The 25,657-nt window shown below is 70.7% G+C and carries 25 protein-coding genes; 11 read left to right on the top strand and 14 right to left on the bottom strand.

Translation table 11 applies throughout. The features are described from left to right. Window positions 1-51: 51 nt before the first annotated feature. The 5 genes from ACFP2T_RS33410 to ACFP2T_RS33390 form a co-directional block, all read right to left on the bottom strand. On the bottom strand, window positions 52-564 hold the full coding sequence (locus tag ACFP2T_RS33410; RefSeq protein WP_377428850.1) for an SCO6045 C-terminal-like domain-containing protein: 513 nt from the start codon (window positions 562-564) through the stop codon (window positions 52-54). Then, complete coding sequence (locus tag ACFP2T_RS33405; protein ID WP_377428848.1) at window positions 561-1,382, bottom strand: MbnB/TglH/ChrH family RiPP precursor modification enzyme; 822 nt, start codon at window positions 1,380-1,382, stop codon at window positions 561-563. The genes ACFP2T_RS33410 and ACFP2T_RS33405 overlap by 4 nt, the downstream gene beginning before the upstream one ends. Continuing rightward, the gene (locus tag ACFP2T_RS33400; protein ID WP_377428846.1) at window positions 1,379-2,323 is read right to left on the bottom strand and encodes a TIGR04222 domain-containing membrane protein; all 945 of its coding nucleotides are present in this window, start codon (window positions 2,321-2,323) and stop codon (window positions 1,379-1,381) included. Before ACFP2T_RS33400 ends, ACFP2T_RS33405 begins: the two co-directional genes overlap by 4 nt. Before the next feature lie 150 nt (window positions 2,324-2,473). Further along, window positions 2,474-3,052, bottom strand: coding sequence for a TetR/AcrR family transcriptional regulator (locus ACFP2T_RS33395; RefSeq protein ID WP_377428844.1), 579 nt, complete (start codon window positions 3,050-3,052; stop codon window positions 2,474-2,476). A gap of 59 nt (window positions 3,053-3,111) precedes the next feature. After that, a complete protein-coding gene (locus tag ACFP2T_RS33390; protein ID WP_377428842.1) occupies window positions 3,112-3,909 on the bottom strand; it encodes a thioesterase family protein in 798 nt (265 codons plus the stop codon). A gap of 162 nt (window positions 3,910-4,071) precedes the next feature. Between ACFP2T_RS33390 and ACFP2T_RS33385 the strand changes: the two genes are divergently transcribed. The 3 genes from ACFP2T_RS33385 to ACFP2T_RS33375 all read left to right on the top strand — a co-directional run bounded on the left by ACFP2T_RS33385 (window position 4,072) and on the right by ACFP2T_RS33375 (window position 6,821). Beyond that, complete coding sequence (locus ACFP2T_RS33385) at window positions 4,072-4,911, top strand: carbon-nitrogen hydrolase family protein (RefSeq protein ID WP_377428840.1); 840 nt, start codon at window positions 4,072-4,074, stop codon at window positions 4,909-4,911. Between the two features lie 82 nt (window positions 4,912-4,993). Beyond that, the gene (locus tag ACFP2T_RS33380; RefSeq protein ID WP_377428838.1) at window positions 4,994-5,638 is read left to right on the top strand and encodes an HAD family hydrolase; all 645 of its coding nucleotides are present in this window, start codon (window positions 4,994-4,996) and stop codon (window positions 5,636-5,638) included. A 226-nt stretch (window positions 5,639-5,864) separates the two neighbouring features. Beyond that, a complete protein-coding gene (locus ACFP2T_RS33375; RefSeq protein ID WP_377428836.1) occupies window positions 5,865-6,821 on the top strand; it encodes a serine protein kinase RIO in 957 nt (318 codons plus the stop codon). A gap of 36 nt (window positions 6,822-6,857) precedes the next feature. Here ACFP2T_RS33375 and ACFP2T_RS33370 read toward each other — a convergent pair whose 3' ends face one another. Next, the gene (locus ACFP2T_RS33370) at window positions 6,858-7,103 is read right to left on the bottom strand and encodes a DUF2630 family protein (RefSeq protein ID WP_377428834.1); all 246 of its coding nucleotides are present in this window, start codon (window positions 7,101-7,103) and stop codon (window positions 6,858-6,860) included. Window positions 7,104-7,392: 289 nt separating this feature from the next. Between ACFP2T_RS33370 and ACFP2T_RS33365 the strand changes: the two genes are divergently transcribed. The 4 genes from ACFP2T_RS33365 to ACFP2T_RS33350 all read left to right on the top strand — a co-directional run bounded on the left by ACFP2T_RS33365 (window position 7,393) and on the right by ACFP2T_RS33350 (window position 12,118). Then, a complete protein-coding gene (locus ACFP2T_RS33365) occupies window positions 7,393-9,099 on the top strand; it encodes a pectate lyase family protein (RefSeq protein ID WP_377428832.1) in 1,707 nt (568 codons plus the stop codon). A gap of 4 nt (window positions 9,100-9,103) precedes the next feature. Then, on the top strand, window positions 9,104-10,189 hold the full coding sequence (locus ACFP2T_RS33360; RefSeq protein WP_377428831.1) for a pectate lyase family protein: 1,086 nt from the start codon (window positions 9,104-9,106) through the stop codon (window positions 10,187-10,189). Window positions 10,190-10,522: 333 nt separating this feature from the next. Beyond that, complete coding sequence (locus tag ACFP2T_RS33355) at window positions 10,523-11,155, top strand: hypothetical protein (protein ID WP_377428829.1); 633 nt, start codon at window positions 10,523-10,525, stop codon at window positions 11,153-11,155. 6 nt (window positions 11,156-11,161) lie between these two features. Continuing rightward, window positions 11,162-12,118, top strand: coding sequence for a nucleoside-diphosphate kinase (locus ACFP2T_RS33350; protein ID WP_377428827.1), 957 nt, complete (start codon window positions 11,162-11,164; stop codon window positions 12,116-12,118). Window positions 12,119-12,180: 62 nt separating this feature from the next. On the opposite strand, the gene ACFP2T_RS33345 is transcribed toward ACFP2T_RS33350, so the two are convergent. From ACFP2T_RS33345 to ACFP2T_RS33325, 5 genes are all read right to left on the bottom strand, one after another. Beyond that, a complete protein-coding gene (locus ACFP2T_RS33345) occupies window positions 12,181-13,092 on the bottom strand; it encodes an NADP-dependent oxidoreductase (protein ID WP_377428825.1) in 912 nt (303 codons plus the stop codon). 249 nt (window positions 13,093-13,341) lie between these two features. After that, on the bottom strand, window positions 13,342-16,146 hold the full coding sequence (locus ACFP2T_RS33340) for an aconitate hydratase (RefSeq protein ID WP_377428974.1): 2,805 nt from the start codon (window positions 16,144-16,146) through the stop codon (window positions 13,342-13,344). A 212-nt stretch (window positions 16,147-16,358) separates the two neighbouring features. Further along, window positions 16,359-17,705, bottom strand: a complete 1,347-nt coding sequence (locus tag ACFP2T_RS33335) for an MFS transporter (protein ID WP_377428823.1) — start codon at window positions 17,703-17,705, stop codon at window positions 16,359-16,361. 118 nt (window positions 17,706-17,823) lie between these two features. Further along, window positions 17,824-18,417 (bottom strand): DUF3558 domain-containing protein, encoded by a 594-nt coding sequence (locus ACFP2T_RS33330; protein ID WP_377428821.1) that lies wholly within the window; start codon window positions 18,415-18,417, stop codon window positions 17,824-17,826. Between the two features lie 125 nt (window positions 18,418-18,542). Continuing rightward, the gene (locus ACFP2T_RS33325; protein WP_377428819.1) at window positions 18,543-19,532 is read right to left on the bottom strand and encodes an MBL fold metallo-hydrolase; all 990 of its coding nucleotides are present in this window, start codon (window positions 19,530-19,532) and stop codon (window positions 18,543-18,545) included. Window positions 19,533-19,642: 110 nt separating this feature from the next. Here ACFP2T_RS33325 and ACFP2T_RS33320 point away from each other — a divergent pair, with 110 nt between their 5' ends. Further along, window positions 19,643-20,611 carry a LysR family transcriptional regulator gene (locus ACFP2T_RS33320; protein ID WP_377428817.1) on the top strand — a complete coding sequence of 323 codons (969 nt, stop codon included), beginning with the start codon at window positions 19,643-19,645 and terminating at the stop codon, window positions 20,609-20,611. Here ACFP2T_RS33320 and ACFP2T_RS33315 read toward each other — a convergent pair. Continuing rightward, window positions 20,597-21,484, bottom strand: coding sequence for a serine hydrolase (locus ACFP2T_RS33315; protein WP_377428815.1), 888 nt, complete (start codon window positions 21,482-21,484; stop codon window positions 20,597-20,599). The genes ACFP2T_RS33320 and ACFP2T_RS33315 overlap by 15 nt on opposite strands. Window positions 21,485-21,593: 109 nt before the next feature. Beyond that, entirely contained in the window at window positions 21,594-21,761 is a 168-nt protein-coding gene (locus tag ACFP2T_RS33310) for a hypothetical protein (RefSeq protein WP_377428813.1), read from the bottom strand. A 52-nt stretch (window positions 21,762-21,813) separates the two neighbouring features. Between ACFP2T_RS33310 and ACFP2T_RS33305 the strand changes: the two genes are divergently transcribed. Together ACFP2T_RS33305 and ACFP2T_RS33300 are read left to right on the top strand one after the other, a co-directional pair. After that, the gene (locus ACFP2T_RS33305; RefSeq protein ID WP_377428811.1) at window positions 21,814-22,464 is read left to right on the top strand and encodes a hypothetical protein; all 651 of its coding nucleotides are present in this window, start codon (window positions 21,814-21,816) and stop codon (window positions 22,462-22,464) included. After that, a complete protein-coding gene (locus ACFP2T_RS33300) occupies window positions 22,461-23,144 on the top strand; it encodes a hypothetical protein (protein WP_377428809.1) in 684 nt (227 codons plus the stop codon). The genes ACFP2T_RS33305 and ACFP2T_RS33300 overlap by 4 nt, the downstream gene beginning before the upstream one ends. Here the strand turns inward: ACFP2T_RS33300 and ACFP2T_RS33295 are convergent. Then, a complete protein-coding gene (locus tag ACFP2T_RS33295) occupies window positions 23,116-23,592 on the bottom strand; it encodes an ankyrin repeat domain-containing protein (RefSeq protein ID WP_377428807.1) in 477 nt (158 codons plus the stop codon). The genes ACFP2T_RS33300 and ACFP2T_RS33295 overlap by 29 nt on opposite strands. A 290-nt stretch (window positions 23,593-23,882) precedes the next feature. On the opposite strand from ACFP2T_RS33295, the gene ACFP2T_RS33290 reads away from it, so the two are divergent. Further along, window positions 23,883-25,657, top strand: a 1,775-nt coding sequence (locus ACFP2T_RS33290; protein ID WP_377428972.1) for an alpha-amylase family glycosyl hydrolase, incomplete at its 3' end; no start/stop codon positions are given.

Genomic DNA, 25,657 nt, shown 5'->3' with positions numbered 1-25,657 from the left:
GCCCGGAGAACCGGATCTTGGGTTGGCGGGTGGCGGAACGTGCTGGTCGGGTCACCGGTTCCGGCCGGACCAGAGCCGGATCCGGCCGGCGAGTTGCAGCACCGTCACTCCGTCGGCGCGGTGGATCGCCGGCAGCCTCCGCCGCCGGGGTGCCGTTGTCCCGTCGTACCGCCAGAGGGCCTCGCGGACGGCGAGTTCCTCGGCGGCCGGCGCCGGCAGCGGACCCTCGCCGGCCAGTTCGCGGGCCAGGTCCCAGCCGTCGCGCAGCGAGCCCTGGGTGGGGCGGGTGGCCGCCCAGCGGGCGAAGACGGCGGGCCAGCGTTCACCGAGCCCCGCCGCGAGCAGTGGCCAGTACCGGGCGACCTCGCCAGCCCGCTTGCGCAGCAGCGCCGAGCGGGCCGCCCCGACCAGCCGGACGTCGAATCCCGGCGGCACCGGCGCCCCCGCCACCAGCGTCGCCACCAGCGCCGCCTGCCGCTCGGCCAGCGTGCCGGCGACGCCGGTCACCCGCTCGGTCGAGTCTTCCGCCGGGACCGGCCCCGACGCCGGTGTCCGGCCGGTCATGTCACACGGGGGTGGCCGGAGGCGGCGGCGATCGCGTCGAGTTCACCGCGTAGGGCCGCCGCCGGTGGATAGTGCCCGTCCCGCTCCAGCAGCAGCGCCGGCGGCCGGTGCCGGGCGGACAGTTCGGCGACCAGTTCGAGTACCGCGTCCGGCACCGGATCGGTGTGCGTGTCGTGGTAGATCCCGTCGTGTGCGGCACCCCCGGCGACGTGTACGTAGCCGACCCGGTCCAGCGGCAGCCGATCGAGCAGGTCGAGCGGATCATTGCCCCGGTTGTGGGCGTTGGCGTAGACGTTGGCGATGTCGAGCAGCAGCAGCGCGCCGGTCCGGTCGAGGATCTCACCGAGGAAGTGGGCCTCGTCCAGCTCGTCGTCCGGCCAGTCGAACAGCGCGGCGATCGGCTCCAGGGCGAGCGGTACGGTCAGCTCGGCCTGGACCCGGGCGACGTTCGCGACCACCGCGTCGACCGCCTCCCGGGTACGCGGCAGCGGCAGCAGATGACCCGCCTCGACCCCGCCGGCCCGGACGAACGCGATGTGCTCACTGGCCAGGGGCGCGTCCAGCAGTTCGGCGACCCGGGCGAACCGGCTGACCCGCTCCGGGTCGACCGGGTCCGCACCACCGAGGGAGAGCCGTACCCCGTGCGGGACGACGGCCACGCCCCGGTCGCGTAGTGCGGCCAGCGCCGGCGGTGGTGGCCCGGCGACGGGTACCGACTCGGCGACCACCTCGACGAAGCGCAGTCCGGGTAGGTCGGCGACGAATCCGGCGATCTCCGGACGCCAGCCGATGCCCACGCCGTAGCTGTCAGGAATCATCCGCCACAACCTCCGCCTCCACCGCCGCTGTCTCCTCCACCACCACTACCACTGTCCCCGCCGCCGCAACTGCTCGCATAGTTGTGGGTGTTGGCGTTGCTGTCGAAACCGGACCCGGTGGAGAACCCGGTGCCGAGCGTGCGTTCGATGCCTGCCCCGGCCGCGAATTCCGGGTCGAGGGCCCAGAGCGAGGCCGGTCCGAAGATGGCTATTCCCATTGCCACGCCCGCCGCACCGTAGGTGGCGTACGCCGGGGCGTGCCCGGGACCGAGGTGGCGATACGTGCGACGTAGGCTGCGCAGCGCCCTCTTGGCCGCCCGGGTGCGCTTGGGTACGGTGCTGGCCAGAATGATCATGACGATCATGAATACCGTGCAGGCGAGGAAGAGGTTCTGTACCGGCTTGCCGTTACCGGCTCCGGCGATCATCCGGACGCCTCCTACCGCGACCAGCGCCAGCCCGGCCAGCACGGGTACGACCGCCGCGCCCAGCCGGGTCGTCCAGCGCAGGGCGAGCCCGTCCCGGGACAGTTCGGTACGCAGTTCGTGCAGCGCGTACGAGACTCCGTCGTCGACCGGCAGCGTCCGGGCACTGCCCCGGCGGCTGGCCGCGTGGTAGACGGCCTGGTCGAGCGGGGTGGCCAGGGCCGGCAGGGGGCCGGTCAGTACCAGGGTGCGGTCCGGGGCGACCCCGACCGCTCCGGCGGCACGGAGCATGCCGAGTGCGGTGTAGACGGCGAGCCGACCACCGCCGTGGAGATAGGCGGCCCGGATCGGATGCAGCCGGTCGAAGCCCTCCGGTGGACGTCGTCCGGCGAATCGGACCAGCCGGTGCAGCACGGTCGTGAGCACGATCAGTCCGGCGGCCACGAGAAAGATCGTCAAGAAGGTCGGGCCCGGAATGCCCCAGGTGTCACCCTCCGACGGAAGGACTTCCTTCATCGCGTGCTCCGATCTTGGACGGCGGACGGGAGCCCATTGTGGAACCACCGCGCCACCGGTGTCCCGTCTGTGCCCTTCGCCCTGCTCAACGCCCAGATCGCGGCCGGGCCGACCGGCTACGGCTCAGCGGCCGGGCCGACCGGCTACGGCTCAGCGGCCGGGCCGCCGCACCGCCTCCTCGACCAGATCGAGGACGGCGCTGAGGTCACCGGCCGGGCGGGCCATGGCCAACTGGAGCACCAGGCCGTCGTAGGCCAGCTCCAGGAACCGGGCCAGCGTCTCGATGGGTACGTCGTCGCGCAGCACCCCGGCGTCGCGCTGCCGGGCCAGCCGCTCCCGGGTCGCCTCGGCCAGACTTGCCGAGCGTTCCGCCCAGCGCTTGGCGAACGCGGGGTCGGTGCGGAGCCGCCGGGAGACCTCGAGCTGGCTGCCCAGCCAGCCGGTGGTGTCCGGCGAGGTGGCGCCCTCGAGCAGGTCGCGCATGACCTGGACCAGACCGTTGCGGGCCACCGTTTCGACCATGGCGGCGGCGTCGTCCTCGGCAACCGCGAGGAAGAGCGAGTCCTTGTCCCGGAAGTGGTGGAAGATGGCTCCCCGGGAGAGCCCCGTCGCCTCTTCGAGCCGGCGCACGGTGGCGCCCTCGTAGCCGTGTCGGGCGAAGCAGGCCCGTGCCGCGCCGAGAATCTCCTGACGGCGGGCGTCGAGCTGGTCCTGACTTACCCTGGGCACGACCCGATCGTGCCAGGCAGTGACCCGCTATGCAATCCGTACGTACGTCTTGGGTTCGGTCAGTCGTTGCGTCGACCCACCATCAGGGCCTGGGCGCCCCGCCCCACCCGACCGGCGGCATCGAAGAGCACCGTCTCGGCCAGCCCTGACCCCTGCTCGTCCAGTGTCGTCGCGGCCCGGACGAAGATCCAGTCCCCGGCCGGCTGACGGTGCAGGTGCACGGTGAGTTCGGTGTTGATGAACCACCAGTCCGCCATCTCCAGCAGCCGGCTCAGTCCGTTCCCCGAGTCGGCGAGCAGCGCGGTGCGTTGCAGCGGACTCGGCTCCTCGCCGGCCACCAGCGGAACCCGTTGCCGCGCCCACACCGAGGCCGGGCCCGGCCGCTCGAAGTGCCCCTCGACGAACCGCCACTCGATCGCCCGCAGGTACCCGGTCTGCCAGCGGGGCTCGGTGAATTCGGACGACGCCGCCGGCCGGGGTGGTGGTGGCACCGGAGCGGCGACCGCCTCGGCCGGCAGGCCGACCGGGGTGCGGCGGATCCGCCACACCCGGGCCCGCAGCACCGGTCGTCCGGCGGCGGAGAGTTCCGCCTCGACCAGTTCGACCGAACGTCCGGGCCGGGCGAGGGCGGCCCGGACGGTGACCTCGGCGACCGGCACCGCGCCGAGGATCTCCACCGTCAGCCGGGTGACCTGGGCCGGTCCGTCGACGGAGGTGGCGACCTGTTCCACCGCACGGGCGAGCAGGGCGGACGGCGGCCCCGCGTGTTGCAGGTCGGCACCCCACGGGCCCTGCGTGTGCGGGGTGGCGACGAACCGGTCGGGATCGCCGGTCGGCAGATAGAACGCGTCGGACACCCCGGTGATTGTCCTCGGCGCGGCGAAGTTCGCAAGATCGGACAGCGGTCGCCGGCCGATATCATCGCGGCCGTGACGCATGCCACTCCCGCGCCGCCGCACGATCCGTCATCAGCCCACGATCCGTCATCACCTCACGATCCGTCATCAGCCGACGATCCGGTGGTACCGCTGACGGTTGCCGCCGTCCAGGCCGAGGCGGTGCCGGGCGACGTCGCCGGCAACGCGGTCACCGCCGCCCGGTTGGTCGAGCGGGCCGCCCGGGCCGGCGCCCGGGTGGTCGTACTTCCGGAGTTGTTCCTGCCGGCGTACCACCCGCCGGCACTGCGCGACGATCCGGCCGGCACCGACGTGTCCGCCGACGACCGGCAGGTCGTGTCGGACCCCCGGCTCGATCCGCTGGCCGCGGTCGCCCGGGACCGCCGGGCGGTGGTGCTGGTCGGCGCGGCGGTACGGCATCCGGACGGCCGGCGTACCTGCTCGGCGCTGGTGGTGGACCGGTCGGGCCGGGTGAGCGCCGGCTACGCCAAACAGCACCTCTGGGGACCGGACGAGAACGACCTGTTCAGTCCCGGAGAACGCGGCGCGACGCTGCGGGTCGACGGATGGCGGCTCGGCCTCGGCGTCTGTTACGACGGCTGCTTCCCGGAGCACGGTCGGGCGGCGGCAGTGGACGGGGCACACGGTTACCTCTGCCCCAGTGGCTACGTGGTCGGCTCGGAGCACCGCCGGGACCTCTACTACCGGGCCCGCGCCCTCGACAACACCATGTACGTCGTCTTCGCCAACGCCGTCGGCGGAGCGACGCCGTGGCGCTTCAACGGTGGCGCGGCGGTGTACGACCCGGAGGGCCGGTCACTGGGCCGGGCCGGGGACCACGGCGAGGCGGTGGTCGTGGCGCGACTCGACCCGGTGGAACTGCGCCGGGTCCGGGACGCGCACCGGATGCTCGCCGACCGACGGGCCGATCAGGGTGGGGTACGACTGCTGTTGACCGGCTGAGCACCGGTTGTTAGTTCGGGCAAGCCGGTTGTTTACATGGTGGGACTGTTGTCCGACCGGGTGCGTCCCGTACTGTGCGCAAGTGCCGCTGTTGCTCCTAGATCTGGACAACACCCTGCTCGACCGGGCCGGTCCGTTCCGCACCTGGGCGCAGGGCTTCCTGGCCGAGATCGGAGCGCCGGAGAGCGACCTCGACTGGCTGCTCTCCGTGGACGCTGACGGCCTGACCAACCGATGGGACGTGGCCGACGCGATCCGGGACCGGTACGGGCTCCGGATTCCCTCCATCGACCTGGTCGAGGCCCTGCACGAGGGTGTGATGGAGTACATCCGGCTCGATCCGCTGATCGCGTGCGCGCTACGGATCGCCGACGACGCCGGCTGGGTGCCGGTGGCGGTCACCAACGGGGCCGCCCGGCAGCAGGAGTTGAAGATCAGGAACACCGGTCTGGACCGCTATCTCGCGGACTGGGTGATCTCCGAAGAGGTCGGCGTCAGCAAGCCGAACCCGAGGATCTTCGCGCTCGCCGCCGAGCGGGCCCGGATGCGGTTGCGCGGTGCCTGGATGGTGGGGGACAGCCCCGAGGCCGACATCGGCGGCGCCACGGCGGTGGGCCTGCCGAGCGTGTGGCTGCACCGGGGCCGCCGCTGGATGGAGCGCCGGTACGCCCCGACCAAGACCGTGGACGGACTGATCGCGGCGGTCGCCACGGTCCTCGCCGCGTAACACCCGCTGGACACGGCGGGGGGAAATTACCTTGACGGCCGGTACGGCGGCGACGAACATTGCGCGCGTCGGCGCGTACGCCGGTCGGCGGAGGCACCCGTGAGGGTTCCCGTCGTCGTGCAGAAAATCCCGGGCACCGCCCGGTCGAGTGGAAGGAGATCCCGGTGGCTGTCTTTGTGCTCCGCTTCCGCCTGCCTTCTTCCGTCTCGACCAAGGGAATTCCGCTGTGCCAACACGCGATTTCGACGACGATCACCGCACCTCCGCCCGCCCTCGTGGCGGCCGTACCGCTCGCCGCTTCGACGACGACGAGCCGCGACTACTGAAACGATCGCGGCACGCCACGGCGACCGCCTTCGACACCAACGCCGACACCGACCGCCCGGACAGCGGCGACCGCTGGTCGACCTGGGACCAGGCGGTGCACGGGCCGGCTCCGCATCCCGACTGGCTGGTGACCGAACTGGCCGCCACCGACACCGAGTTGGGCGTACTCAAGACCGGCAAGGAAGCCGACGTGCACCTGGTCCGGCGCGGTGTGCCGGGCACCGACCGGACCTGCCTGCTCGCGGCCAAGCGCTACCGCGATCCGGAGCATCGGCTCTTCCACCGGGATGCCGGCTATCTGGAGGGTCGCCGGGTACGCCGGTCCCGGGAGAACCGGGCGATGGAGGGGCGTACGGCGTTCGGCCGGCAGATGATCGCCGGTCAGTGGGCGGCGGCCGAGTTCGCCGCGTTGTCCCGGCTCTGGCAGGTGGGGTCCGAGTTCGGCAGCATCGCCGTGCCGTACCCGGTGCAGTTGCTCGGCACCGAGCTGATGCTGGAGTTCGTCGGGGATCCGGTCGAGGGTCTGGCCGCGCCCCGGCTGGCCCAGCTGCGGCCCGATCCGGTCCCGCTGCGGCAGCTCTGGGATCAGCTCGTCGACGCGCTGGTCGTACTGGCCCGGGCGGGGTTGGCCCACGGTGACCTGTCGCCGTACAACCTGTTGGTTCACGACGGCCGGCTGGTCCTGATCGACCTGCCGCAGGTGGTGGACGTGGTGGCCAACCCGAGCGGGCGGGAGTTCCTGACCCGGGACGTACGGGTGGTCGCCACCTGGTTCGCGGCGCGGGGTCTGCCCGGCGACCTGGTCGACCCGGGCGTGCTGACGGAGCAGTTGCTGCGGGAGGCGGGGATGCGCTGAGGTGTCACCGGTGGCGGCCCGGCGGGCCGCCACCGGTCACTGGAGGTACTTCTCGACCTCGTTGACGCTGCGGGTCCCGGTCGTGTCCGGATCTCCTCCGGCCTGCCGGGCGGCCCGGCGACGGCGGAGCAGGTCCCAGCACTGGTCGAGGGACTCCTCCAGCTCCCGTAGCCGGGTCCGTTCCTCGTCGCTGGAGCCCTCGACCTGCTGGGCGTGGCCGCGCAGCCGGTGCTCCTCGTCGACGAGTTCGGTGATCCGGCTCAGAATCGTGCTGTCGTCCATGCCCAGGATCCTGGCACAGTGCCGACCCTGGCGCCCACCTTCCGGGCAGTGGGTGCGGGGCGGCGCGGTCGGCGGCTCCGTCGGTCCGGCCGGACGACATAGACGAGATTCATTGACATAGCTCCGGTCGGTTTCTATGGTGGCCGTAGGAAAGCGCTTTCCAGCATCGCCCCGCTTCCACCCTCCCGGCAGCTCGAGCCGCCCTCCGGGCGAGTCGCTGCCGTGCTCTCCGCGCAACCGCAACACCGCGCTCCGGTCGTCCCCACCACCCTCGAAAGGCAGAATCCTCGTGACCGCACCGAGCAGCAGAGCCGGGACGGCCGTCCCGGGCAGAACGCGCGGACGGGCCGGACCTCGTTGGCGCCGGCCCACCGCCGTGGCCCTGGCCGCCGCGGTGGCCGCCGCGTTGATCTACGGCACCGGCCCGGCCCAGGCCGCCACCCTGTTCACCGACACCTTCGAAGACGGCAACCACAACGGCTGGAGCAGCTCCGGCGGATCGTGGAGCGTGACCGCCGACGGGAGCCAGGTGCTGCGCCAGGCCAGCACCGGCGCCGACGCCCGGGTCCGTACCGGCCAGGCGAACTGGACCGACTACACGGTCACCGCCCGGGTCAAGCCGACCGCCTGGGGCGGCGCCGGCCGGTTCGCCGGCATCGCGGCCCGGGCCCAGGGCAGCGGCAACTACTACTACCTCGGGGTACGCAACGACAACCTGGCGGTGCTCGGCAAGGTCGTCGGCGGCGTCGACACCACGCTGGCCAGCGCCGCGCTGACCGTCGGCACCGGAACCTGGTACGCGCTCCGGTTGCAGGTCTCCGGCACCAGCCTGACCGCCCAGGTCAACAACGGCACCGCCCTGACGGCCAGCGACGGTCAGTTCGGCACCGGACAGGTCGGCCTGTTCGGCCGGTACGCGGCGGCGCACTTCGACGATGTCAGTGTCGAAACCGCCCCCGGCGGCCCCGCCCCGACCACGCCACCGCCGAGCCCGACCACGCCGGCACCGACCACCCCGCCGGGCCCGACCCCGAGCACTCCCGGCCCGACCGTCCAGCCGCCCGTCCCGGCCGGCACCGCCGACGGCTTCGCCAGCGTCAACGGGCTCGGCCAGAACGGCACCACCGGCGGTGCCGGTGGACCGGTGGTGACGGTGAACAACACGGCGGCGTTCCTCGACTACATCGCCCGACCCGGCCCGTACGTCATCCAGGTCGCCGGCACGATCACGCTGCCGACCGGTACCAGCGACGGCATGCACAACGTGACCTCGGACAAGACGATCGTGGGCGTCGGTGCGAACGCGACGCTGTCCGGGGGCGGCCTCAACATCGGCCTGCCGGTCGACGACGCCGTCACCTCGCCTCCGGCCAACGCCGTACACAACGTGATCATCCGGAACCTGCATCTCACCGGGGCGACGGACGACCTGGTCAACGTCCAGATGTTCTCGCATCACATCTGGATCGACCACAACGAGTTCTCCAACGGGGACGACGGCGCCGTCGACATCAAGCGCGGCTCCGACTTCGTCACGGTCTCGTGGAACAACTTCCACGACCACGACAAGACGCTGCTGCTCTCGCACGACGAGGATGCCGGCGCGCAGGACATCGGGCGGTTGCGGGTGACGTACCACCACAACTACTTCAACGCCTCGGACCAGCGCCATCCCCGGGTGCGCTTCTCCGCCCTCGCGCACGTCTACAACAACTACTACTTCGAGAACAGCTACGGCGTGGCCTCCACCTACGACGCCGCCGTGCTGGTCGAGAACAACTACTTCTTCAGCGTGAACAACCCGGGTCGGGTCGAGTTCAGCGGTGACCTGGGCCGGATCGTCGAGCGCGGCAACATCCTGGTCGACTGCAACCATCCGATCGAAACCCGGGGCACGGTGCCCGAGCCGAGCGGCTTCTACAGCTACCGGTTGGACAACGCGGCTGACATCCCGACCATCGTCCCGGCCGGTGCCGGGGTGGGAAAGCTGGGCTGAACCGATGACCGGAACCTTCTCCGTACGCCGCGGCACGCGTCGGCGTCCACTCGTAGGCATGCTCTCCGGGGCACTGGTGGTGGCGCTGACCGCCGTACTGGCCACCGGCACCGGGCCGGTACAGGCGACGACCCCGTTCACCGACACCCTCTCCGACGGCAACTCCACCGGATGGAGCCCCTCCGGCGGATCCTCGGCGGTGGCGGTCGGCCAGCCGGACGGGTTCGCCAGCGTCAACGCGCTCGGCCAGAACGGCACCACCGGCGGTGTCGGCGGACCGACGGTCACCGCCACCAACGCGAACGACTTCCTGGAGTACATCGACACCATCGGTCCGCTGGTGATCCGGGTACAGGGGACCATCCAGATCAGTAGCAAGCAGGGCGTACGCCCGAACAAGACGATCATCGGGGTGGGGTCGAACGCGACGATCAACGGCGGCGGGCTGGACTTCTACCGGTCGTACAACGTGATCGTGCAGAACATCAACTTCACCAACGCCGAGGACGACGCGGTCAACGTCGGCCAGGAGTCCCACCACATCTGGATCGACCACAACCGGTTCACCGGTGCGGTGGACGGCTCGGTCGACATCGTCCGTGGCGCCGACTACGTGACGGTGTCCTGGAACCACTTCGACCATGCCGACAAGAGCATGCTGATCAGCCACTCCGACGGCGCCGCCTCCACCGACGTCGGTCACCTGAAGGTCAGCATCCACCACAACTTCTTCGACAACAGCCGGCAGCGGCATCCCCGGATCCGGTTCGGCGAGCCGGTGCACGTCTACAACAACTACTTCCTGAACAACGAGCTGTACGGGGTCGCCTCGACGGAGAACGCCGGGGTGGTGGTCGAGGGGAACTACTTCGAGAACGTCCCGTTCCCGCTCTTCTCGGCCAGCGGCTACGCCGACAGCGGGCCCGGCCGGGCGGTGCAGCGCAACAACATCTTCGTCAACTCCGGCGTAGCGGAGACGGCCGGCTCGGTGGTCGAACCGCGCACCTACTACGCGTACCAGCTCGACTCCGCGGCAAGCGTGCCGGGCACGGTCCGGGCCGGGGCCGGCATCGGGAGGATCACCGGCTGATCGAGACGTCGGCTGGCCCGATCCCCTGACTGACCAGGCAGATTGTTGGCCTGTCAGCCGAGGGTCAGCCGAGGCGGATGGTCGGGAGGTGGGTCTCGGCCGGACGTCAGCGAGTGCCCCCGCGCGGGACCCGCGCGGGGGCACTCCGCGTGTGCGGGTACTGGCGCCCGCTGCCATTTGGTCATTTCACTCCCGCCGGGTTGTCCATTTGATATGAACTACCAAACCTGGTGCCGGTGCGCCCGTGGGTCGGGCATTCTCGATGCCAGGGAACAGCCCTGTCCTCAGGGGACGAGACCCGGAACGGAAAGAGCCAGCATCATGGATCAAGCTATGTTGCCGACATCGCTGCGGGAGGCCGTCACGGTCACCACGGCCGGGGCTACCGGAGTGGCCCGGATGGTGATCCAGGGCCTGCTCGAGCTGATCGACGACCCCGCCGCGGCGACCGAGGCGACGGAGTTCCTGACGGCCCGGCTGCCCGGCTACGCACCGATGTGGCACATCGCCAACGCGGTACGTTCCGACGAGCCGGCCGAGGCGCTGCGCCGGATCCGGGCCGAACTGGACCACGCCGTCGAGAACACCGTGAAGGCGGCGGTCACCTGGGTCGGCGAGCGGGGTGGACCGGTCACCTCCGCACCGAGCAGCTCGATCGTCGGCCAGGTGCTGGCCCAACTGCCGGCGGAGATCCGTACCGGCGAACCCGTGATCGCGCTGGCCGGTGCCGACGCGATCGGCCCGACCACGGTGCTCAACATCCGGGGCACCCGGGAGCTGGCGCAGCGGCTGCCGACCCTGGTGGTCACCACCGCGCTCAAACTGGTCCCGGCGCAGGTCTTCGACCGGCTCGGCGCGCCCGTGTTCGAGCACATCCCGCTCGCCAGTTTCGTCGGCGTGGTGCTCGACGGTGAGATCCTGACCCCCGGAGAGGTTGGCCGCCGAGCCGCGGAACTGCGTGAGTGATCCGTCATGGCCACCCCCGGCGACCCGGAGATACCCGCCTTCCTGTCGAAGCTCCCCCGTAAACGGTCCCTGTACGCCGCGGACACCTACTTCCGGGAGAGCTTCGAAGACCTTGCCGCCATCGGCGGTGGACGGGTCGAGCAGTTCTGCCACGACCACGCGCTGCTGCTGCTGAAGCCGGACGCGGTGGTCACCCGCCGGCTCGGCGCGGTGCTGCACTGGGTGCTGGCGTACGGGTTCACCATCGTCTGGGCGGCGACGGTGGCCATCGACCGGCACGGCATCCGGGCGCTGTGGCAGTACGGCCTGAACGCGGCCAGCCGGGACCGGCGGGATGCCGCCGACCTGTACGTGACGGCATGCGAGTGCCTGCTCCTGCTCCTCGCCCTGCCCGGCCGCCCCGAACCGGCGTCGCTGGTGCTCAGCACGGCCAAGGGGCCGGCCGACCCGGTCCGGTGCCGGCCCGGACAGCTCCGGCACGACGTCGGCAGCTTCAACTACCAACTCAACCTGGTCCACGCCGCCGACGAGCCCGCCGACCTGCTGCGGGAACTGGCCGTGCTGTGCAACCACGAAACCCGGGCCGCCATCTACCGGCGGAGCCTCGACTGTGGGGCCGGACCGTCCTCCGACGGTCGATCGGAGGCGTTCGCCCTGGTCGACCGGCTGGAGGCGGTCACTCCCGAGGTCGACCTGGAACTCGACCAGACCCTGCGAGAGCTGGCGGCGGCGGCCGACGCCCGCCGGTACGGCAAGTCGGCGACGGCGGCCCGAGAACTCTCGTCACTGATCGGCCGGGTACGGAGCCGAACCTCACGCGACTGGCGCGCGGTCGTCCGACTCGCCGAGTCCACCGACGTACCGGTCAGCCGCTGGCAACGGATCGTGCTCGCCACCCACCTGCTCGACCCGTACCTGCCCGGCACGACCAGCCTGCTCCCCGATTCGTCCAACGCCCCCTGACCCATGTAAGGAAGGGCCCCTTCTTATCGCATTTTGCATAAGCGGGGGCCCTTCTTAACACCTCAGTCGATGGTGAGCACCAGTTTGCCCCGGCCGTGCCCGGTCTCCACCTCGCGGTGCGCGTCCGCGGCGCGGTGCAGCGGCAGGGTCCGGCGGACGTGGATCCGCAGCCGGCCCTGGGCGTACAGGTCGACGATTTCGGCCAGCCGTCGCGCCGAGCGGAGGTTCGGGGTGACCGAGATGCCGAGTTCCCCGGCCCGGGCGTGCTCGACCAGGGTGAGGATCCGTTTCCGGTCCGCCACGAGATCCAGCGAGACCTGGAGCGCGTCGCCGCCCGCACCGTCGAGGACGGCGTCCACCCCGTTCGGCGTGAGCGCGCGGACCCGGTCCAGCAGCCCGGCCCCGTACGCCACCGGGGTCGCGCCGAGCGACCGCAGGTAGTCGTGGTTCTCCACGCTGGCGGTGCCGAGCACGGTAGCCCCGGCCGCCACGGCGAGCTGCACCGCCACCGTGCCGACCGCGCCGGCCGCGCCGTGGATCAGTAGGGTCTCGCCCCGGTCGATCCGTAGCTCGGCGAGGGCGATGTGTGCGGTCTGGGCTCCGGCGCTGAATCCGCCGGCCACCTCCCAGGGCATGCCCTCGGGCTTGGCGGTGATCTGGTCGGCGGGAATCACCAGGTACTCGGCATAGCAGTCGAGCTGGCCGAAACCGAGCACCTCGGCGCCGACCGCGACGCCTCCGACATCCGGCCCGAGCTGGTCCACGATGCCGGCGAACTCGTTGCCCGGCACCTTCGGCAGCCCCGGCGTGACGCCCGGCGGGGTCCAGCCGCCCCGGACCGCGCAGTCGTACGGCTGCACACCGGCCGCCCTGACCCGGATCCGTACCTGTCCGGCCCCGGCAACCGGGGTCGGCAACTCCAGCAGCCGGAGTACCTCCGGACCGCCGTACTCGGTAAAGCCCGCCACCCGCATGACATCCTCCTCCGCTCGTCGAAGCCGAGTCTTCGCCCTCAACTTCGGTTGAGGTCAACCGCGTGGGCCGGGCCGATGCTTCGGGCGTACCGCAGCACGGTCGGATCACCGGAGGTGCCAGCGGCTGCCAGCGGCTGACGAACGGGCCGGGCCGGCCCCCCGCCTGGGGAGACCGGCCCGGTTCGACATGCCGTTCGGTTCAGTTCAGTTCGGCTCGGCTCGGCTTAGCTCGGCTCGGCTCGGCTCGGCTCAGCTCGCGAGCATCTTGCGCAGGACGTACCGCAGGATGCCGCCGTGCCGGTAGTAGTCGGCCTCACCGGGGGTGTCGATCCGGAGCACCGCGTCGAACTCGACACCGGTGTCCGTGGTCACCCGGACGGTACGCGGGATCTGCCCGTCGTTGAGCGCGGTCACCCCGCTGATCGAGAACGTCTCGGTGCCGGTCAGCCCCAGCGACTCCGCGTCGCTGTCGGCCGGGTACTGCAGCGGAAGCACACCCATTCCGATCAGGTTCGACCGGTGGATCCGCTCGTACGACCGGGCGATGACCGCCCGTACGCCGAGCAGCATCGTTCCCTTGGCCGCCCAGTCCCGCGATGATCCGGAGCCGTACTCCGCACCCGCCAGGATCACCAGCGGAATCCCCGCCTCCTGGTACGCCACCGAGGCGTCGTAGATCGAGGTCTGCTCGCCGGTCAGGTGGTTGACCGTGAACCCGCCCTCGACCCCGGGCACGAGTTGGTTGCGGAGCCGGATGTTGGCGAAGGTGCCCCGGATCATCACCTCGTGGTTGCCGCGCCGGGAGCCGTACGAGTTGAACTCGTGCCGGGCCACGCCGTGGTCCGCCAGGTACTTTCCGGCCGGCGAGTCGGCCTTGATCGAGCCGGCCGGGGAGATGTGGTCGGTGGTCACCGAGTCACCGAGCTTGGCCAGCACCCGGGCGCCTGCGATGTCCACGACCGGCGTCGGCTCCCGGTCCATCCCCTCGAAGTACGGGGGCTTCCGGACGTACGTCGACTCGCCGGCCCAGGCGAAGGTGTCGCCCTCCGGGGTGGGCAGCGCCCGCCACTGGTCGTCCCCGGCGAAGACGTCGGCGTAGTCCTTGGTGAACATCTCGCTGCGCAGCGCGCTCGCGATGACCTCGTCGATCTCGGTCGAGTTCGGCCAGATGTCCCGGAGGTAGACCGGCTGTCCGTCGGCGCCGACGTCGATCGGCTCGTTGGCCAGGTCGATGTCCATCGTGCCGGCCAGCGCGTACGCCACCACCAGCGGCGGGGACGCCAGGTAGTTCATCTTGACGTCCGGGTTGATCCGGCCCTCGAAGTTCCGGTTGCCCGACAGCACCGAGACGACCGACAGGTCGTGCTCGTTCACCGCCGCCGAGACCTCCTCGGGGAGCGGGCCGGAGTTGCCGATGCAGGTGGTGCAGCCGTAGCCGACCAGGTGGAAGCCGAGCTTCTCCAGGTACGGCGTGAGACCGGCGCGCTCGTAGTAGTCCATCACCACCTTGGAGCCCGGGGCCAGGGTGGTCTTCACCCACGGCTTGCGGGACAGCCCCCGGTCGACGGCGTTCCGGGCCAGCAGTGCCGCACCGATCATCACCTGCGGGTTGGAGGTGTTGGTGCAGGAGGTGATGGCGGCGATCACCACCGCGCCGTGGTCGAGCTCGTACTCGACGCCGTCGTCGCCGGTGACCCGGACCGGGTTGCTGGCCCGGCCCTTCGCCCCGGTGGCCGCCGAGACCAGGTCGCGCGGCGCGTCGGCCGGGTCCTCGACCCCATTGGCCGGCGGGTCGCTGGCCGGGAAGGACTCCTCGCTCGCCTCGTCGGCAGGGCCGTGCGCGCCGTCGCCGCCGTCGCCCACGTAGTCGATCAGCGCGCCCCGGAACAGCGTCTTGGCGTTGCCCAGCGGCACCCGGTCCTGCGGGCGCTTTGGCCCGGCCAGCGACGGTTCGATGGTCGAAAGGTCGAGTTCGAGCCGCTCGCTGTAGTTGGGCTCGGCGGCCGGGTCGTGCCACATGCCCTGTTCCTTGGCGTACGCCTCGACGAGCGCGACCTGCTGCTCCGTCCGACCGGTCAGCCGCAGGTAGCGCACCGTCTCCTCGTCGATCGGGAAGATCGCGACGGTGGAGCCGTACTCGGGGGACATGTTGCCGATGGTGGCCCGGTTGGCCAGCGGCACGGCGCTCACGCCGGGGCCGTAGAACTCGACGAACTTGCCGACCACGCCGTGCTTGCGGAGCATTTCGGTGATGGTCAGCACCAGGTCGGTGGCGGTGGTGCCGGCCGGCGCCTCGCCGTGCAGCTTGAAGCCGACCACCCGGGGGATGAGCATGCTGACCGGCTGGCCGAGCATCGCCGCCTCGGCCTCGATGCCGCCGACGCCCCAGCCCAGCACGCCCAGGCCGTTGACCATGGTGGTGTGCGAGTCGGTGCCGACCACGGTGTCCGGGTACGCCTGGCCGTTCCGCTCCATGATCGTCCGAGCCAGGTACTCGATGTTGACCTGGTGCACGATTCCGGTGCCGGGCGGGACGACCTTGAACTCGTTGAACGCCGTCTGCCCCCAACGCAGGAACTGGTAGCGCTCCTTGTTACGCCCGTACTCCAGTTCGACGTTGCGGGCGAAGGCGTCCTGCCGGCCGAACAGGTCGGCGATGACCGAGTGGTCGATGACCAACTCGGCCGGGGCCAGCGGGTTGACCTTGGTGGGGTCGCCGCCAAGGTCGCGGACCGCCTCGCGCATGGTGGCCAGGTCGACCACGCAGGGCACGCCGGTGAAGTCCTGCATCAGGACCCGGGCCGGGGTGAACTGGATCTCCACGCTCGGGTCGGCGGTCGGGTCCCAGTCGCCCAACTGCCGGATGTGTTCGGCGGTGATGTTCGCGCCGTCCTCGGTGCGGAGCAGGTTCTCCAGCAGGATCTTCAGGCTGTACGGCAGGCGTTCGTGCCCGGCCACCGTGCCGATCCGGAAAATCTCGTAGCTCGCGTCTGCGACGCGTAGCTGGCTCTTCGCACCGAAGGTGTCGAGGCTCGCCACGTCGTACTCCTTCACGCTGTCTTCGTTCCGGCCCGCGCTGTCCGGTCCGGGGCTCGTCCGGCCTGCCTCCCGACCGGCGGGCGACCGGGCGTAGCTCTCAGCAGTCTTTCCTACCCAATACCTGGCCGTCAGGCTCAGGTAACCCTTACCAACCTTGCTCATTCAACAAAACCGTACGTCCGTCTTGCTATTTGCGCAACCCTGCGGCGGCACACCCGGCGGACACGTCACCGAGCTGCGCCGGATTGCGCGACGGACACGTTGTCTGGCGATCGTTCCGGGTCAGGGCAACCACCAGGAGCGCCCGACAGGTCGCTCCCTGAACGAGGCCAGGGCAGTGAGCGTCTGTGACGGGCGGGCGGGTCGTGCTCTTGACGGCGAGGTCTTGATGGCGAGGTTTTGATAGCGAGGGCGGCAGAAGTCCCTAAACCGGTCAGTGCCATCACCGTACCGACAGATCCGTGGTCGAACAGCAGGCCGGTGGCCGTCCCGCCGGCCAGCGCGGCCACTCCGGTGACGAAGTTGACCGCGCCGAAGTACACGCCGCTGAGGCCCGGCGGCGCCAGTCGGCGGGTCTGGTGGAACAGGGCCGGTAGCAGGGCCCCCTGGGCTAGGCCGTACAGCGCACCCGCGAGCCCGACGAGCGTGGTCCGCGAGGCGTCCGCCGGCAGGACAGTCGCCGGGATGAGCAACGCGTACGCGGTCGCGAAGGAGCCGAAACCCAGCGACAGCCCGTGCCGGATCAAGGTCGCCCGCCAGAAGGGGAACTGGGCAGCCGCCGCGCAGATGGCGCCGCCGGACAGAAAGAGCGTCGTCAACCGGATGTCGAACACGGCCAGCGGCACCACAACGGCCGCCTGGGTGATCAGCAGCGTGGCGGGGCTGACCGCGAGCGCGAACCGCAGCAGGGCACGGTCGTGGCGTACCGCCCTGACCGCCGAGCGGACAGGTGTCGTCGGTACCGCGCCACGGCCGCGTGCGGCGCTGCCCAGGGATGCCATCAGCATGGCCGCGACAGCCCAGGCGACGGCGGCGAGCCAGGCGAGGCCGGCGAACCCGTCGGGCCCCGCCACCAGAACCAGCCCGACGACGGGCCCGGCCACCGCCGAGAGTTGCCCCGCGGCGGTGTACCAGGCGAACCCGCGGCGTGCCCAGCGGTCGGGCAGGCCAGCCAGAATCGAGTAGCCGGCCGGCGTGTAGACGCAACCACCCACGCCAATGAGGATCATGGCGCCAACCAGGGCGGGAAATCGGGTCGCCGTGGCCAGTGCGGCGAAGCCGGCGGCGCGTAGGGCGCAGGCCAGTGCGGCGGTGCGCGCCGGGCCGAGTCTGTCCGCCAGTACGCCGGCGGGAAGATACAGGCCGTACTGCACGATGGTGCGGATTCCGATCACCACCGAGGCGCCGACCGCCAGCAGCCCCAGGCCGTGGCGCAAATGCATGACCAAGTGCGCGGTCACCGCATAGAAGCCGATTCCCGCCACGAACTGGGTCCCCGCCAGCACAGCGAGTGTTCCGGCCGGCCCCGATTGGATTCCGGACCTTATCCGGGTCGGGGAGCCCAAGGTACGCATCGGGCGCGAAGCTTACCCGCAGACGGACCGGCCTCACGGCTATCGCCCCGGTGCTGCGAGCCTCCACACGGTGCGCATGTCGTGCAGGTCTGATCTGGCCGTCACCTGGCCGACGGCATCACAGGCGAGAAGCCACCTGCCGAGCGAGTTCGGTGTATTTGGTCTGTGGAATTATCGACGGCCCGGTAAGCACCGATACCCGCAGTTCCTTCTCGTAGGGCATGGCGAATGCCAACACCCGGACATCGTCGCTCGTGTAGACCACCGCGTCCGCGCCCACCCCGTCGATTCGGGTTGTCGTGGCCTGGCTGCTCTTGGCAATGGCGTCGATGGTCTCGGCAACGGTGTCGGCACGGTCCGGGTAGGTCGTCGTGACCAGGGAGAGCAACTCCTGGCCCTGGGCGCCGTAGACGCAGTTGTACCTCCGGGCGTCCTCGTCCTGGGGCGGCTGTTCCTTCGCTTCGAGCGTGGTCCCCTTGGAACTGCCGAGGATGGTGACCACCACGTCGGCGGGTAGTAGTTGGCAGGCCGACGTGACCGTCCGGGGCCGTGCCGGTGCACTCGCCGCCTTGGTGGTCGGCGCCGACGCGGCCGGGCTCACGCCACCGCTCGGCGCGACGTCGGAATTGCCGCCGCAGCCGCTGGCGGCCAGTAGGGCCGCTGTCGCAGTGGCCAGGACAATGGAACGGCGCATGTTTTTGAGCGTGGTCACGACAGGAGTTTCCTCGTCTGTTGCTGATTGTCGATGCAATTGGCGACCCGGACCGGTGGGCACGCCGAGCCGGCGCCGGCCCGATGGATGCCTCGTCCCGTCGAGTCGGCGCCGGTGAGATTCCGTCACGGTGTGAACGTCTGCAAATGGTCGAGTTTGACGAATTTGGTGTTCGGGCTGGCCGTCTTGACCGCGTCGCGGAGGGGCTGGAGACCGCCCCAGTCGATCGCCGGTTGGTCCAGCGGGTAGTCGAAGTCGTCCCAGTGCGAGGGCAGAACCCAGGTCGGGTAGTCGAGGGTACGCATCAGCCGGCCGACGTAATCGTGCACGGTACCGCCGCCCGCTGCGACGATCGCCACGTCGGGACGTAGCCCGGCCAACTCACGTTCGACGAAGTTCGCCGTGCTGAGAACGAGGATGCGAAACCGCTCCCCGACGGTGATCTGGTAGGCGAGCGTCTCTCCCTCGACGAGGTCGGCGACGGTTTGCGGCCGGGGCGGAAGTGTCCCGGGCCGGGTGCCGGGGTACGGCACCTGCTTACTGGGGCCGGTCATCGAGTGCAGAGACTGGAAGACCTCGACGGTGTAACCGTCGTACTGGAGGTATTCGCCGCCGCGGACGGTGCAGAACTGGCTGGGGGGTGTGCCGAGGGCACGGAGCATGTTGTGGTGGCTTTCGGTACCGAGCACGGTGGCGCCGGTACGTGCCGCGATGTACGGCACGTCGCTCATGTGGTCGTAGTGCCCGTGGCAGACCAGGATCAGGTTCGCCCGGCTGACATGCGGATCGATCTTCGCCGGGTCGACGGTCAGCGGGGTGTCGTCGCGGATGCCCTCAGGGGTGTAGGTGCCGGTCTTGAAGCGGGTCAGCCACGGATCGATCAGGATGGTGGTGGTGCCGAAGGTGATCTCCCAGGCGTTGTTGCCGAGCCAGCGCAGCCGTACCCCCGAGGAGCCTGCGGCGCCCGTCCAGCGACGGGCGGCCGCGCGGGATCCGGTGGGCGCCGCGTTGGCGGGCCTGGCGGCCCCTCCGGCGATGGCTGCGGTGGCCACTGCGGTGGACGCCCCCAGCAGCCCTCGTCGGGTCAGCGGAAGGCGGCGGTCGTTCGATGTCACGTGTTGCTCCTCCGGTCGTCTCTGCCGGAAAAGAGGCAACCAGATCCATGACCCACCCGTCCAAGTCCAAGATCCTTGGGTGGTGATATCCGAACGGATATCGTTGCAGCGTGAACCTGGTGCTGCACCTGCGCTACTTCCTGGTCGTCGCGGAAGAACTGCACTTCGGCCGGGCTGCCGCCCGGCTGCACATCTCCCAGCCGCCACTGAGCCAGCGCATCCGCCGGCTGGAGGAGGAATACGGCACGCGGCTGTTCGACCGGTCCGGGGGCCGGGTACGCCTGACGCCGGCCGGAGAGGTCCTCGTCACCGAGGCCCGGGAGATCGTGGACCGCGTCGACACCGCCCGGTCACTGGTGCGCCTGGCCGGCGCAGGACGGGCCGGCGTACTGCGGGCGGCCGTCCCGCCGGATACGCCGGGCAGCGTGGTCGCCGCCCTGTCGGCAGCCTTCATGGCCAGCGAGCCGGACATCCACCTGGAGTTGCGGGCCGTCACCACGACCGAACAGCTCCACCTGCTCGACCGCGGCACCCTTGATGTCGGAGTGCTGCAACACCCGGTCGATACCGGCGGCCTGACGCTCGGACCAGCGGTTTCGATCATCCAGGGAGTGGTCCTGTCCCGACGGTCCCCGCTCGCCGAACGCACCGAGGTGGCGCTGGCCGACCTGACTGGGCACGGACTGGTGCTGTTTCCTCGCGAAGCCGCGCCGGGCCTGTACGACGACACCCTGCACACCTGCGAGCGGCACGGCTTCCGGCCGACCGGGATCCGACACGCCGTCAACACCGAGTTCCTGCTCGGAATGGTGGCTGCCGGCCACGACGTGGCCTTTGACCAGGGAACCGTCGCGCAGAAGGAGCCGAGAGTGGTGTGGCGCCCGCTCGCGGACACGCCGATCGTCTGGCGGATGTCCGCGGCCTGGCCGGACGGGCCGGCGGCGCGGGCCGCGACCAGGTTTGGCGAGATCGCCGCGCGGGTCCTCGATGGCGGCCGCAGCTCACTCGGCGCGCCGGCGCCGCCGGGCACCCCGAGGCCGTGGAATGTGGTCTTCCCGCAGCGGCTAACCGGCGCGTAGCCGGTCCACCGCATGTCGCGCTGCCCGCCCGATCGCCGCGTCCACGTCGGGGCGCCGGGCGCCCCAGGCGTCCCTGGCAAACACCGCCAACGCGTACCGCCGTCCGTCCGGGTAGCTCGCCACGCCGATCTCGTTGCGTACGCCGAGCACCGTCCCGGACTTCGCCGCCACCGTCACCTCGTCGCCGAACCCGGCCGCCAACCGGTACCAGGACACCTGCCAGCTCATCAGCTGACGTACCTGGGCACACGCGGCGGCGGGTCCGGCCTCGTCGCGCCAGATAAGTGACAGCAACCGGGTCATGTCCCGGGGCGTGGCCGCGGCGATGGTCCGCAGCGGGTCCAGCACGGTCAGCCGGGCGAGTTGCTCCGTGCCCAGGGTCGGAAAGACCGCGGCGAACTCCGCTTCGTCGGCGGCGCCCAGGTCCGCGAACATCGACTCCACCTGCTGTCGCGGCCCACCGCTGATTCGGGTCGCCGCGAGGCCCAACTGCGCAGCCAGGATCTGCACCGAATCCAGGCCAACCCGGCGCAGGAGCAGATCGGCCGCCGTGTTGTCGCTCAACGACATGGCGAACATCGCGAGGTCCCGCCAGCTGATGTCCACCTCGTCCTGGCAGCCCGCCGTGCCCACTCCACCCAGCCGGTCCGCCGCGTCGACCCGTACCCGCTCCGTCGGGTCCAACTGGCCGGCGACGGCCTGGCGGGCGTATTCAAGTGCGAGCAGGACCTTGAACGTCGAGGCCAGCACCACTGGTTCATCGGCGTCGAGGGCGACCTCGGCGCTGTCATCGTCCACGTCCCGGACATGCACCCGAGCCTGCACGCCGAGCGTCGCGAACTCCCTTGCGATGGGGTCAGCATCTTCCGCCAACCGAATCACCTCCGAGCTGACCGCTCCTCAGCGCCCGACTTCTGCCACAGTTCCCGCCGTGATGCGATCGACTCGGCAACCGGTCCCCTTTGGCGGCCGGAGGCGCGGTTCAGACCGTCGGCCGCGGGTCCGACGCCTCGGCGTGCCGCTCCCGGAGCCGGTCGCGGATCTGTTCCGGGGTGTACGCCCGGCGTCGCCGCTCTGCCCGGGCCAGCACCACCCCGGTGGCCGCGACCCCGACGAAGCTCGCCACACCGATTACCTTCCACCAGCGCATCCGCCTAGGGTAGTCGAGGGCTTGCGACGAGTGGGCGGACGTAGGTGGGGACATGAGCGAGGAGAGCAGCGAACTCAGCCTCGACGAGGCTATCGAGCTGACCCGTACCGGCGATGTCTGGGTCTTCCGGGGGCGGAGTGTGCCGGATCGGGCGATCCAGTTCACCACGAACAGTCCGGTGAACCATGTCGGAATGTCGGTGGTCATCGAGGACCTGCCGCCGTTAATGTGGCACGCCGAGCTCGGCCGGTCACTGCCGGACATGTGGTCGGGCAACCACCACCGGGGCGTGCAGCTGCACGACCTGCGGGACGCGGTCCGGGTGTGGGGAAACCGGTACGGCCAGCGCGGCTGGCTGCGGCAACTCGAACCACCGGCCGATCAGGAGATGGAGAACGGGGTGCTGCGTACCATCGCCCGCCTGGACGGGACGCCTTTTCCGTCCACCGCCCAACTTGCCTGGCGCTGGCTGCGCGGGCGGGCACCGGCCGTCCGTGAACGCCGCCAACCGAGCGAGAGCACCCTGGAGACGGCGTACTGCGCCGAGGTCGTCGCGGTCACCTATCAGGCGATGGGCCTGCTCCCGGCGGGGCGCCGCCCCAGCTGGTACGACCCGGGACGGTTCTGGAGTGGCGACGACCTGGAACTCTCCGCCGGGGCGCGGCTCGGCAGCGAGATCGCGGTCCGGATCCCGACTCGGTGAACACGCCCGAACCGAGCCGACCGCGGTTGCTCGCGTCGGCACCGTGGATCGTCGTCCTGGCCGGTGTCCTGGTGATGACGGTGCTGTTCGTGATCACCACCGGATACCTCTCCGCCGACCGGCGGTCCTCGGGTGCTCCCGAGCCGGTCTGGCCGTTCGAGCCGGGCACGACGACGTCACCGTTGGTCTCGGCGGCTGGCCCGGTCAGTCCCAGCGCGTCTCCGAGCGCCGATGGTCGGTCGCCGGGACCCGACTCCCGGCCGTCACGGGCCGCGACCACGCCGACCCGACCCAACCCGGCCCGGACGACCGCACCGGCCCGACCGACCTCGGCCGCTCCGCCGCCGGCACCGAAGGCCGAGCTGACCGGCCGGTACCGGGTACTGGCCGAATACCGCGACTCGTTCGTCGGTGAGGTGCTGGTCCGCAACGTGTCCGGTACGGCGGGGGTGTGGACGGTCGAGCTGCGGTTTCCCGACGAGATCGACGACCTGCGGGCGTTCTGGGTCGAGGGGGCGCCCGAGCCGACGTTGCAGCGCTCCGACGGTCGGTACATCTTCAAGGGCAGCGCACTGGCCGGCGGCGGCTCCGCGCCACTGCGGTTCCACTTCGAGCGGCGAGGTTACCGGGAGACGCCGAGCAGTTGCGCGGTCAACGGCCGGGCCTGCGAGATCCGCTGACCGGGTTCCCGGAGGTCGTCGTGGCGCTGGCCGCCAACAGGGCGCCGGCCGCCAACAGCAGGTCGGCCGTCTGTCGGTGACCGGCGCGCAGCGCCCAGTCCAGTGGGGACAGGCCGGTCCCGTGGTCCTCCCGGAGATTCGGGTCGGCGCCGTATTCGAGCAGCTCGCGTACGACGTCGGTGTGTCCCCAGGCCGCCGCACCGGTCAGCGGCGTGCCCTCGGCGCCGTGCCCACTCTCGTTGTCCGGTGCCGCGCCCGCGGTCAGCAGCAGTCGCACGATCGGGGCGATGCCCTGTACCGAGGCCGTGTACAGCGGAGTCGTGCCGTCGGAGGTCGTCGCGTTCGGGTCCGCGCCGGCCCGCAGTAACGCGGTCACGGCGCGGGCATCTTCCCGGAGCAGCGCCGCCGCCAGCCGCTTCGGAAGTCTCTTGCGGTGTCGAACCTGCACGCCATGAAGGGTAAGCCGATCAGCTCCGATGTGGTGGCCGCTACTTGCGCAAGATGATGGATGGTGCGGTCCTCTGTTGCAAGGTCTTGCACAATCTTTCCGCAAGGGACTAGCGTGCGGGCGAATCAGCGACCAGAGGAAGGCCGTCGATGAAGCCGCTGCCCGTGCCGCGTACCGCCCTGCTCGCGCTGGTCTCGCTGCTCACGTTCTCGCTGGCCGGCGGGCCGGTCGTCGTACCCGATCTCCGTTCCGACGACCGATCGGGCAGTGGAGCGGGCGCCGGCTCCGGGATGGAGTCCGGAAGCCTGGCCGCCACCGGTTCCGCCCGGTGGCCGACGGAGCCGTCGGCAGACGCGCTGCTCCGGGCGGCCGACGCGGACCGGGGCCGGGCCGAACAGTTCTACTTCGTCCTGCCGGACCGGTTCGCCAACGGCGACCCGGGCAACGACCGGGGCGGGCTGACCGGTGACCGGCTCGGCACCGGGCACGACCCGACGGACAAGGGCTTCTACCACGGGGGCGACCTGCGCGGCCTGCTGAACCGGCTGGACTACGTCCAGGGGCTCGGCACCACCGCGATCTGGCTGGCGCCGGTGTTCAAGAACCGCCCGGTGCAGGGCAGCGGTGCGGACGCCTCCGCCGGGTACCACGGCTACTGGATCACCGACTTCACCCAGGTCGACCCGCACTTCGGCAGCAAGGACGACCTGAAGAAACTGGTCCGGGAGGCGCACCGGCGGGGCATTAAGATCTACCTCGACGTGATCGTCAACCACACCGCCGACGTGCTGAAACACGCCGAGGCGGAGTACTCCTACCGGGACAAGGCGACCACGCCGTACCGGGACGCGCAGGGGCGGCCGTTCGAGGACCGCAACTACGCCGACGGCAGCCGGGGCTTCCCGCCGGTCGACGAGGCGTCCTTTCCGTACACCCCGACCTTCGCCAGCGCCGCGGACCGGCGGGTCAAGGTGCCGGCCTGGCTGAACGACCCGACCATGTACCACAACCGGGGCGACTCGACCTTCGTCGGCGAGAGCAGCGAGTATGGCGACTTCTTCGGCCTGGACGACCTCTGGACCGAACGCCCCGAGGTGGTTCGCGGGATGACGAAGATCTTCGCCGACTGGATCACCGAACTCGGCGTCGACGGCTACCGACTCGACACCGCCAAGCACGTCAACCTGGACTTCTGGCCGCAGTTCCGTCAGGGCATCGACCGGGCCGCCCAGCGGGCCGGCAAACCGGACTTCTTCATGTTCGGCGAGGTCTACGACAGCAACCCGGAGGTCGCCTCGACGTACGTCCGTCGGGGCGGGCTGCCGGGCACCCTGGACTTCACCTTCCAGGATGCGGCCCGGAGTTACGTGGCGGCCGGCGGGTCGGCCCGGGCCCTGGCCGACGGCTTCGCCCGGGACGACCTCTACACCGCCCGGGACACCCATGCCGGCCGGCTACCGACCTTCCTCGGCAACCACGACATGGGCAGAATCGGCTCGTTCATCGCCGGCGGCGGCACCGATCCCGCCAGCCACCTGCGCCGGGACGTCCTCGCACACGAACTGATGTTCCTCACCCGGGGACAGCCGGTGGTCTACTCCGGCGACGAGCAGGGCTTCACCGGGCCCGGCGGTGACAAGGACGCCCGGCAGGACATGTTCGCCTCCCGGACCGCCGACTACCTCGACGACGACCTGCTCGGCACCGACCGGAGCCACGCCGTCGACCAGTTCGACCCGACGCATCCGGTGTACCGCACGATCGCCGAACTCGGCGCCCTTCGCAAGGCGCACCCGGCGCTGCGGGACGGCATCCAGGTCACCCGGTACGCCGCCGACGGGCCCGGCGTCTTCGCCGTGTCCCGGGCCGACCCGACCGACCGGGTCGAGTACGTCGCCGCGGTCAACAACGCCACGACCGCCCAGACCGTCACCGTCGACACCTGGTCGGCCGGCGCCACCTTCACCGGCGTCTACGGAGTGACCGGTGCCAGCCGGGCCGGGCCGGACGGGAAGCTCACCCTGACCGTGCCGGCGTTGTCGGCGCTGGTGCTCCGGGCCGGCGT

Origin of the sequence: Plantactinospora solaniradicis, from assembly GCF_042658085.1 — a bacterium.
Taxonomy (GTDB): Bacteria; Actinomycetota; Actinomycetes; order Mycobacteriales; family Micromonosporaceae; genus Plantactinospora; species Plantactinospora solaniradicis.
Note: the sequence above shows the minus strand (reverse complement) of the source record. Positions and strands in the feature narration are given on the sequence as shown.

Coding starts and splice junctions, on each gene's coding strand:
- ACFP2T_RS33410 (WP_377428850.1), bottom strand. CDS start 564: ATGACCGGCCGGACACCGGCGTCGGGGCCGGTCCCGGCGGAAGACTCG.
- ACFP2T_RS33405 (WP_377428848.1), bottom strand. CDS start 1,382: ATGATTCCTGACAGCTACGGCGTGGGCATCGGCTGGCGTCCGGAGATC.
- ACFP2T_RS33400 (WP_377428846.1), bottom strand. CDS start 2,323: ATGAAGGAAGTCCTTCCGTCGGAGGGTGACACCTGGGGCATTCCGGGC.
- ACFP2T_RS33370 (WP_377428834.1), bottom strand. CDS start 7,103: ATGGACGACAGCACGATTCTGAGCCGGATCACCGAACTCGTCGACGAG.
- ACFP2T_RS33360 (WP_377428831.1), top strand. CDS start 9,104: ATGACCGGAACCTTCTCCGTACGCCGCGGCACGCGTCGGCGTCCACTC.
- ACFP2T_RS33355 (WP_377428829.1), top strand. CDS start 10,523: ATGTTGCCGACATCGCTGCGGGAGGCCGTCACGGTCACCACGGCCGGG.
- ACFP2T_RS33350 (WP_377428827.1), top strand. CDS start 11,162: ATGGCCACCCCCGGCGACCCGGAGATACCCGCCTTCCTGTCGAAGCTC.
- ACFP2T_RS33345 (WP_377428825.1), bottom strand. CDS start 13,092: ATGCGGGTGGCGGGCTTTACCGAGTACGGCGGTCCGGAGGTACTCCGG.
- ACFP2T_RS33335 (WP_377428823.1), bottom strand. CDS start 17,705: ATGCGTACCTTGGGCTCCCCGACCCGGATAAGGTCCGGAATCCAATCG.
- ACFP2T_RS33310 (WP_377428813.1), bottom strand. CDS start 21,761: ATGCGCTGGTGGAAGGTAATCGGTGTGGCGAGCTTCGTCGGGGTCGCG.
- ACFP2T_RS33305 (WP_377428811.1), top strand. CDS start 21,814: ATGAGCGAGGAGAGCAGCGAACTCAGCCTCGACGAGGCTATCGAGCTG.